The following is a 7,452-nucleotide window of genomic DNA, read 5'->3' on the forward strand; positions in this document are numbered from 1 at the left end:
CCGCCAGCCATAGGTGTGTAGAGTGGCTTGGCGGGGAGGCCTTTCGCTCTGAATTTACAGCTCTGAAAACGGACGCTCGCCCCCTTGCTCCGCAAGGGGAAGAAGCTTTGCTTCGCAAACCTTCCGCAGCCGCCAAGGACGCGCGTCTGCGCTCGCTGGGCTTTCGCTCTATCCCAGCTGGCCGCAAACAGATGGTTAAAACAAAGCGGTGTTTTACTCCTGCTCGTTTTGGGTTCTCCTGAAAGGGGATCAAAAAAGATCTACTTCTGTAGCTGACGGCAGCAAGCAGTCCGCTGGTCTCCCTTTGGTCGACCTCGCTGGGTTCGACTTGCCTGCGGCATCCGACTTGCCTGCGGCAAGTCGGCGGCGGCGCAGCCTTACCCCGTTCTGAACTGAGATTTAGAGGCAAAGCACTACCTCGCGCCTTTGTTTACTGCGCCGCCTTTTTAAGGTCAAGGTCGCGAGACGCTGTCTCGCGCTCTGCCACCTTTGTAAAGGTGGACGAAACTTTTTATTCGCGCTCCTTTGCTTCTGCTTTGTTCTGGCTTTTTTGCCCGCGAGCTGGCCTTTTTCCGCTAGCACTCCTCAATGCGCAGCAGCCGGTTGTATTTCGCCACCCGCTCCGTCCGGCAGGGCGCCCCTGTCTTAATCTGCCCCGCATTCACCGCCACTGCCAGGTCGGCAATAAAGGTGTCCTCCGTCTCACCCGACCGGTGGGAGATAATGGTGTTGTACCCGCTGCGCCGGGCCAGGTCAATGGCCTGCAGGGTCTCCGTCAGGGTGCCAATCTGGTTGGGCTTGATGAGAATGGCGTTCCCCGCCCGCTGGTCAATGCCCTGCTGCAGCCGCTCTATATTGGTGACGAACAGGTCGTCTCCCACTAGCTGCACCCGGCCGCCAATGCGGGCGGTCAGCTCTGTCCAGGCGGCAAAGTCCTCTTCCCCCAGGGGGTCCTCTACCGAGATAATGGGGTAGCGGCCCACCAGCCCCTCCCAATACTCAATCAGGTCCTCTGGGGCCATGGTCTTCCCCCGCTTGGGCAGGCGGTAAGCGCCGCTCTCAGTGACCCACTCGCTGCCGGCAGCGTCCAGGGCCAGCTGGACCTTGCCCCCGTAGCCGGCCTTTTCAATGGCCGCCAGCACCTCCTCAATGGCCTCCTCGTCCGAGCTCAGGTCTGGGGCAAAGCCGCCCTCGTCCCCCACGCCGGTAGAGAGCCCCCGGGCCTTCAGCCGGGACCCCAGGCTGTGGTAGATTTCGCTGCACCAGCGCAGCCCCTCCCGAAAGCAGGGGGCCCCGGTGGGCACAATCATGAATTCCTGAATGTCGATATTATTGCCGGCATGGGCTCCGCCGTTGAGAATATTCATCATGGGGACAGGCAGCTTGTAGGCTGCTGCGCCCCCCAGAAAGCGGTACAGGGGCATACGGTAGTGGGCGGCAATGGCCCGGGCGCAGGCCAGGGACACCGCCAAAGTGGCGTTTGCCCCCAGGTGGGCCTTGTTGGGGGTGCCGTCCAGCCGGCCCAGCACCGTGTCCACCTCCCGCACGGTCAGGCAGTGGAGCTTCTCCAGGGCCGGGGAGATGATCTCGTTTACATTGCGAACCGCCTTAAGCACGCCCTTGCCGCCATAGCGCCGGTCGTCTCCGTCCCGCAGCTCTACAGCCTCAAACTTGCCGGTAGAGGCCCCCGAGGGCGCGGCGGCAGTGCCCATGGTCCCGTCCGAGAGCTGCACCGTGGCGCTCACCGTGGGGTTGCCCCGGGAGTCCAGAATTTCGCAGCCGTACACCTTTTGTATTTTTACCATATTTCTTCCACCTTTCCACTTTTTGCTTAAATCTATTATTGCGCATTGCAAGTGAAAATAAACTGTGGTATACTCAAAACATCCCAAATATATAAGGGTGCGCCCCCTCATGCTCAGGCGTGTTTATGCTGCCCGCGCCGTCTGTAAGAGACACTCTATCATAATAGATGGAGGAGCCGTGGAGAAGAGGATCGATTGGTTGCGGGAGGACAGCAATCCCGCGGTAAAATACCGTACACAGACGGAAGTATTGGGTCAGTCGGCCGGTGGTCATATTTTTTCCCCTTTGAGCCCATGCGCGTAGGGCTGCAGAACATAGTGGAGAGCTTCTCCCCTTTGGAATATGGGGGCGCGGCCTGGGAACGATTGGAGGAGCAAAAGGATGAAATGGGCAGGGTCATTCTGGGCGGAACGCCCAGACGCTCCTATCCGCCCAAAGAAAAAGGCCGGATAGCCAGCAAGTGGGCGGCCTTTTATATGCTGCTTGCAAAAGCGCACGGTTCTGACCGCTGATTAGCTGTTTCTTAAAAAATTCAATAAACGAAAAGTGAGGTCATTGCTATGAACTTCCCCCGCGTCACCCCCGAATCAGTGGGCGTCCCCTCTGCCGCTGTTACCGCCATGCTGGACCGGCTCTACCGCAAGGGCATTGAGATGCACGCCTTTATGCTTCTGCGCCACGGCCAGGTCTGCGCTGAGGGCAGCTGGGCCCCCTATGCCCCCCGCACCCCCCACATCATGTTCTCCTTCAGCAAAAGCCTCACCTCCACTGCCATTGGCTTTGCCGTGCAGGAGGGTGTGGTCTCTCTGGACGACCGTCTTATTGACATCTTCCCGGAGGAGGCTCCCCAGGACCCCAGCGAAAACCTGAAAAAGTGCTGTGTCCGCCACCTGCTGATGATGGGCTGCGGCCATGAGACGGAGATCAGCTGGGCCGGTGACAGCAGCGCCAGCTGGATCACCACCTTCCTGCACCATCCCTTTGTCTACGAGCCGGGAACCCACTTCCTCTACAACACCGCAGGCACCAACATGCTCAGCGCGGTCATCACCAAAAAGACCGGCCTGCCCCTCACCCAGTTCCTGAAGCCCCAGCTGTTCCAGCCCCTGGGCATGGGGGACATTTTCTGCCAGCCCATGCCGGACGGCACGGAGATGGGCGGCGCGGGCATGTCCCTTACCATTGAGGACATGGCCCGGTTTGTGCAGTTTGTGGCCAACAAGGGCAGCTGGGAGGGCAAACAGCTGCTGAACGCCGCCTGGTTTGACCAGGCCACCGGCAAGCAGATTGAAAACGCCGGGGCCGGCTGGGGCGGCGACCCGGACTGGCAGGCAGGCTACGGCTTCCAGTTCTGGCGCTGCGCCCCTCAGGGGGTCTTCCGGGGGGACGGGGCCTATGGCCAGTTCGGCGTTGTGATGCCGGACCAGGATGCGGTGCTGGTGATTCACTCCGCCTCTCAGACCCTGCAGGCAGTGCTGGACGCGGTGTGGGAGGAGCTGCTCCCGGCTATGGCAGCCGCCCCCCTGCCGGAGGACCGGAAGGCCTGGCATGTGCTGGACCACCGCCTGAAGCACTTGGAGCTGAACCCCCTGCTGGGTACCCGCAGCCCCGGCGGCGAGGCCTCCCTCAACGGCGCGGAGTATCTGCCGGACCAGCCCCTGCCCGGCCTGCGGGACATTGTGGGCGGGGTAGGCTGCTTTGGGCCCCAGGGCGGGTCGCTTCAGTCCCTCTCCTTCCGCTTTGAGGAGGGCAGAGCCCAGCTGATCTGCCGCCAGGACAGCGGGGAGGCTGTGCTGGACCTGGGCATGGAGGGCCATTTTGCCACCACGGTGGTGGACGGGGTCCCCTATGGGGTCAACTCCGCCTGGCGGGAGCGAGACGCCCTGGAGGTCCACCTGCGCAACACCCGCATGGCTGCGGGGCGGCGGTTCCTGTTCCGTTTTGTGGGCAGCAAGCTGACAGTTACCGCGTCTCCCACTCTGCCGGAGCCCGCCGGACTGGGGGAGCTGTCTCTGCCTGAGCTGCGCTTCACCCTGAAGGAGGGGGAAGTCAGCACCCGCACCCGGATGTACTGGGAGGTCAACGGCTGAGAGATAAGGCAGCAAAGACAGCATGAGACAAGGGAGGAGGCTGAAGTCTGTTTGGAAACGGGAGAAATGCTGGATTTTTTGGCCGGGAACGAGTGATTTCAAGGAAAAAACGGCAAGAAAGGCCGCCTTGTCAGGCTTTTTTTGAGGTCGAAAGCACCGTTTCGGGTCAAAACAGACTATGCTTCGGAGTTTTCAAACAGGCTTTAGGGCAAGGCCCCGCCAGGTCTGACAGGCAAGCCGCTTTTGTGGAAATGCTCATAAAAAAGGACCGGGGCCCGCTGGGGGCTCCGGTCCTTTTTTGGCCGCTGGGGCGTTTCTTTTAGTAGTTCTCGGGCTTTACCCGGAAGTAGCTCTGGGGATGGGCGCACACCGGGCAGAGCTCGGGGGCCTTTTTGCCAATGCAGATGTGGCCGCAGTTCATGCACTGCCACACCGCGTCCCCGTCCTTAGAGAAGACCAGGCCCTCCTCCATATTCTTGGCCAGCTTGCGGTAGCGCTCCTCGTGCTCCTTCTCAATCTTGGCAACCCCCTCGAACAGGGCGGCAATCTGGTCAAAGCCCTCTTCTTTGGCGGTTTTGGCAAAGCCGGCGTACATGTCGGTCCACTCATAGTTCTCCCCGTCGGCAGCTGCCTTCAGGTTGTCCAGGGTGTCGCCAACGCCGCCGTTGAGGAGCTTGAACCACATTTTCGCGTGCTCCTTCTCATTGTCGGCAGTCTCCTGGAAGATCTCGGCAATCTGTACATAGCCGTCCTTTTTGGCCTTTGAGGCAAAATAGGTGTACTTGTTCCGGGCCTGGCTCTCGCCGGCAAAGGCGGTGAGCAGGTTGGCCTCGGTCTTGCTTCCTTTCAGCTCGGGCATGGTGATGACCTCCTATTAGGTTTGACATTATGATTCAGTATAAGGGATTCGCCGGATAAAGTCAAGGAAAAGCCCGATTTGTAAAATAATCGTGAATCTCCCCGGAACAGTTGAAAAACCCTGTGAAAGACGGTATACTGAAGGTAAAATAAAGCGAAGGGCGTGATTTCATGCTGTTCCAAAAACTCCAACGCTTCCTTTACGGCCGCTATGGCACTGACAAGCTGAACTTGGCGCTGCTGGTCCTGGGTTTAGTATTGTCCCTTGCGGGAGGAATATTCTTCTGGCCTTTGGCGCTGGCCGCGGATGTTTTCTACCTGCTTGCCCTGCTGCGCACCTTCTCCCGGAATATCCCCGCCCGCCAGCGGGAGCTGGGCTGGTTCATGGGGGTATGGGGGCCTGTGGAAAACAAGCTGCGGCTGGAGAAGCAGCGGTTTGCCCAGCGCAAGACCTATAAATACTTCAAGTGCCCCTGCTGCCGGCAGCAGCTGCGGGCCCCAAGAGGCAGGGGGAAGATTGAGGTCACTTGCCAGAAATGCCGCAGCGTCTTTCAAACCAAAACCTGAGGTGAATGCTCATGCCTAACAAAAACTTCGGCGCCGCGCCCTACCGGCGCGCCCTTCACACCGGCTGCCTGCTGATTGCCTTTGCCGCCCTGGCCGTGCTGGCCGTGCTGCGCTTTGACCAGGTATGGGCCGGAGGCTTTACCCTGCTGAACGCCCTCTCTCCGGTGTTTGGGGGACTGGTCATTGCCTATATCCTCAATGTGTTCGTCCGCTTTTTTGAGGATATCGCCTTTCGCCCCTTTGCTCGTTCCAGGTCCAAAATCTGGAAAAGGCTGCAGCGGCCTCTGGCTGTCACCCTGGCCTATCTGGTGGTGCTGCTGGTGGCGGCGTTCATCTGCTTTTTCATCATTCCCAGCCTGGTAGAATCCATGAGCGGCCTGGCGGTGACCATTCAGCACAACCTGCCCATCTACGCCAACCAGGCCGTTGCCTGGGCCAACGACGTGGCCCGGGAGTATGACCTGACCTTTGTGCAGGACTTTCTCACTGGCTTTAACTGGACCACCCTGCTCAGCGACGCCACAAAATTCACCACCGACTTTTTGGCCTCTCTGTTCAATGTCACGGTAAATCTGGCCTCAGGGCTGTTCTCGGCCATTATGGGATTTATTTTCTCTGTTTACATGCTTTTTGGCAAAGAGCGGCTCATACGCGGGGCCAAGGACAGCCTGCGGGCCTTTTTGCCAGAGCGCGCCGCCCGCATTGCAGGCCGGGTGGGGCGGCTGACCAACCGGGTGTTCTTCTCCTTTGTCCAGGGTCAGCTGACCGAGTGCGTCATTCTGGGGGTGCTGTGCTATGTGGGCATGAGCATTCTGCGGCTGGACTATGCCCTGCTCATCTCCTCGGTGGTGGCGCTGGGGGCGTTGATCCCCATTCTGGGCGCATACATTGGCGCGGGAGTGGGGGCCTTCATTCTGCTGCTGGTGCACCCCATTGACGCCTTGATCTTCCTGATCTTTCTGGTGATTCTTCAGCAGGTGGAGGGCAACCTGATTTATCCCCGGGTGGTGGGCTCCTCCATTGGCCTGCCCCCCCTGTGGACCCTGTTCGCGGTGATGTTCTGGGGAGGCGTGCTGGGCATCACCGGCATCTGGATTGGCACGCCGGTGACTGCGGTGGCCTACCGGCTGTTCAAAACCGAGGTCTATGCCCGGCTGCGGAAGCGGGAGGGCAGGACCCCGCCCCTCCCGGCAAAGGACGGGGACCAGGGCGGCGAATAAGGCGTTCCGGCGAAGGAACGGGCAGGGAGGTATGATTTATGAAGCTCTCCATCGACCCCCAGGGGCTGTGGTATCATGGCTCCCCTCTCCGGTTTTCCGAGCTGCGGGCGGGCAGCACAGTCACCCAATGGCGGGAGCTGGCTGAGGCATTCTCTCATAAGCCCACCGTTTTGGGGTATGACGATAACGGGAGTATTACCCACAACGGTACTGCGCCGGGGTATCTGTATGTGGTGGACGAGCCCGCCGCCATAGGCCCGGACCTGTACCCCCACCCCAGGACTTCCATGGCCCCCAACGCGGAGTTCCTTACCAGACGGCCCCTGCGGGTGCAGCTGGTCGGAGAGCTGAAGTAAAAGCCCCTGCTTGCTTTGGCAGACTCTCCACCGCCAGGAAGAAACAGATGGAGCGGGGACGGCGGGTGCCTTGGGAGTCAGAACGCGCCCCAGCCAGGGGCATGCCCCTTTTGCAGATTTATAACGAAGGAGCGGATATCATCCGCCTGCTCCGTAGAAGCGCCGGGACCCTGGGAGAGCCTAACAAGGCCCTCTGGATGTGCATCATACATAAAATGCTCGGCAGGATGCTCCCCCAGGGGAGCGTCCAAAATAGAGATATTATGATATAATGGGAGAATATGAGAAAGAGAACAGAAGAGGCAAGGAAAAATGCCCAAAATGCGGAAAGACAGAAAATCAGGTCAAGGCCGGGTACAACGGTTCTGGGAGCCAACGCTGCAGATGTAAGGAGTGCGGCATATATTACACCGTAGACCCGAAGAGACACGCGTATCCGGAAGAGACTAGGGACCTGGCGATCAAAATGTACTACGGCGGGGTCAGCGGCCGCGGGGTTGGGAAAATACTGGGAATGAACAAATCCAATGTAACAAATTGGATAAAAAAAGAGCG

The 7,452-nt window shown here is 59.6% G+C and carries 7 protein-coding genes; 5 read left to right on the forward strand and 2 right to left on the reverse strand.

Annotated features, from left to right (window positions below; all coding sequences use genetic code 11):
* Nucleotides 1–575: 575 nt before the first annotated feature.
* Nucleotides 576–1,805: a phosphopyruvate hydratase gene (gene eno, locus ACTO5E_RS09325; protein WP_482303169.1), complete on the reverse strand. Its 1,230-nt coding sequence runs from the start codon at nt 1,803–1,805 to the stop codon at nt 576–578.
* A gap of 561 nt (nt 1,806–2,366) precedes the next feature.
* On the opposite strand from eno, the gene ACTO5E_RS09330 reads away from it, so the two are divergent.
* The gene (locus ACTO5E_RS09330) at nt 2,367–3,896 is read left to right on the forward strand and encodes a serine hydrolase domain-containing protein (RefSeq protein WP_482303171.1); all 1,530 of its coding nucleotides are present in this window, start codon (nt 2,367–2,369) and stop codon (nt 3,894–3,896) included.
* Nucleotides 3,897–4,215: 319 nt separating this feature from the next.
* On the opposite strand, the gene rbr is transcribed toward ACTO5E_RS09330, so the two are convergent.
* Entirely contained in the window at nt 4,216–4,755 is a 540-nt protein-coding gene (gene rbr, locus ACTO5E_RS09335) for a rubrerythrin (protein ID WP_482303172.1), read from the reverse strand.
* A gap of 170 nt (nt 4,756–4,925) precedes the next feature.
* On the opposite strand from rbr, the gene ACTO5E_RS09340 reads away from it, so the two are divergent.
* The 4 genes from ACTO5E_RS09340 to ACTO5E_RS09355 form a co-directional block, all read left to right on the forward strand.
* Nucleotides 4,926–5,321 (forward strand): hypothetical protein, encoded by a 396-nt coding sequence (locus tag ACTO5E_RS09340; protein WP_482303173.1) that lies wholly within the window; start codon nt 4,926–4,928, stop codon nt 5,319–5,321.
* An 11-nt stretch (nt 5,322–5,332) separates the two neighbouring features.
* Entirely contained in the window at nt 5,333–6,541 is a 1,209-nt protein-coding gene (locus ACTO5E_RS09345; protein WP_482303174.1) for an AI-2E family transporter, read from the forward strand.
* A gap of 38 nt (nt 6,542–6,579) precedes the next feature.
* Nucleotides 6,580–6,897, forward strand: coding sequence for a hypothetical protein (locus tag ACTO5E_RS09350; protein WP_482303175.1), 318 nt, complete (start codon nt 6,580–6,582; stop codon nt 6,895–6,897).
* Nucleotides 6,898–7,168: 271 nt separating this feature from the next.
* A partial coding sequence (locus ACTO5E_RS09355; protein WP_482303176.1) for an IS1-like element transposase occupies nt 7,169–7,452 on the forward strand: 284 nt, incomplete at its 3' end.

The organism is Acutalibacter sp., from assembly GCF_056800975.1.